This window comes from Rhodococcus sp. R1101 (assembly GCF_000278445.1).
Lineage (GTDB): Bacteria > Actinomycetota > Actinomycetes > Mycobacteriales > Mycobacteriaceae > Rhodococcus > Rhodococcus gordoniae.
The window spans coordinates 1-941 of the sequence record NZ_AJVB01000818.1; the positions used below are offsets into that span (position 1 = coordinate 1).

The 941-nt window shown below is 65.1% G+C and carries 1 protein-coding gene; it reads left to right on the forward strand.

Translation table 11 applies throughout. The features are described 5' to 3' along the window. Positions 1-54: 54 nt before the first annotated feature. Positions 55-920, forward strand: a protein-coding gene (locus tag R1101_RS29930) for an IS5 family transposase (RefSeq protein WP_442969901.1) whose coding sequence is annotated in 2 segments (ribosomal slippage) — positions 55-430 and positions 430-920 — 867 coding nt in all. Because the reading frame shifts where the segments join, the coding sequence is not laid out codon by codon here. Positions 921-941 lie beyond the last annotated feature (21 nt).

The window sequence follows — 941 nt, forward strand, 5'->3', positions numbered from 1 at the left end:
GGCCTAGAGCGTGTCCTGTGAATCGGTGAACACCCCCCGTGATACGCATTCGGGGTGGTAGGACGCGGTGAGCTGACCGACAAGGCCTGGACGCAGATCGAACCGCTACTGCCCGCTTCAGGACGAGGCGGACAGTGGCGCGATCACCGACAGGTGATCAACGCGATCTTGTGGAAGCTGCGCACCGGCGCACCCTGGCGGGACCTGCCCGAACGCTACGGACCATGGAAAACGGCCCACGAGCGGTTGCGTAAATGGACCATGGACGGCACCTGGGAGAAGATCCTCGATGCTGCGGTCGTCAAAGACGACGCGGTCGGGGCGGTCGAGTGGATCGTCTCGGTCGACTCGACCGTGGTCCGGGCACACCAGCATTCGGCCGGTGCCCGGAAAAAGGGGGCTGCACACCGGCAGTCGAAGCGCTCGCCGTCGACGGAGAATGTCTCGGACGTTCCCGAGGAGGACTGAGCAGCAAGATTCATCTCGCGGTCGACGGACGCGGTATGCCGATGAGTGTGATCCTTACCGCCGGCCAGGCCGGTGACAACCCGCAGCTGGTTCCGCTGCTCGACGGGATCGAGGTCGCCCGCCTTGGGGGTGGACGGCCGCGATCCCGTCCGGATGCGGTGGTGGCGGACAAGGCGTATTCGCATCCGAGTACCCGTGTCCTGCTGCGGGGGCGCGGGATCCGGTTCACCTGTCCGGAACGGGCGGATCAGAAGGCCGGCCGGGCGGCGAAAGGCTCCCGTGGTGGGCGTCCACCGGCGTTCGACCGGGTCGAGTACGCAGGCCGCAACGTCGTCGAGCGCTGCATCAACCGGCTCAAACACTTCCGTGACCTGGCCACTCGTTACGCCAAACGAGCTGCCTATTTCCGATCCGAGTTGATCATCGCTGCGATCGTCTTGTGGCTTCAGTGATTCACAGGACAGGCCCTAGTC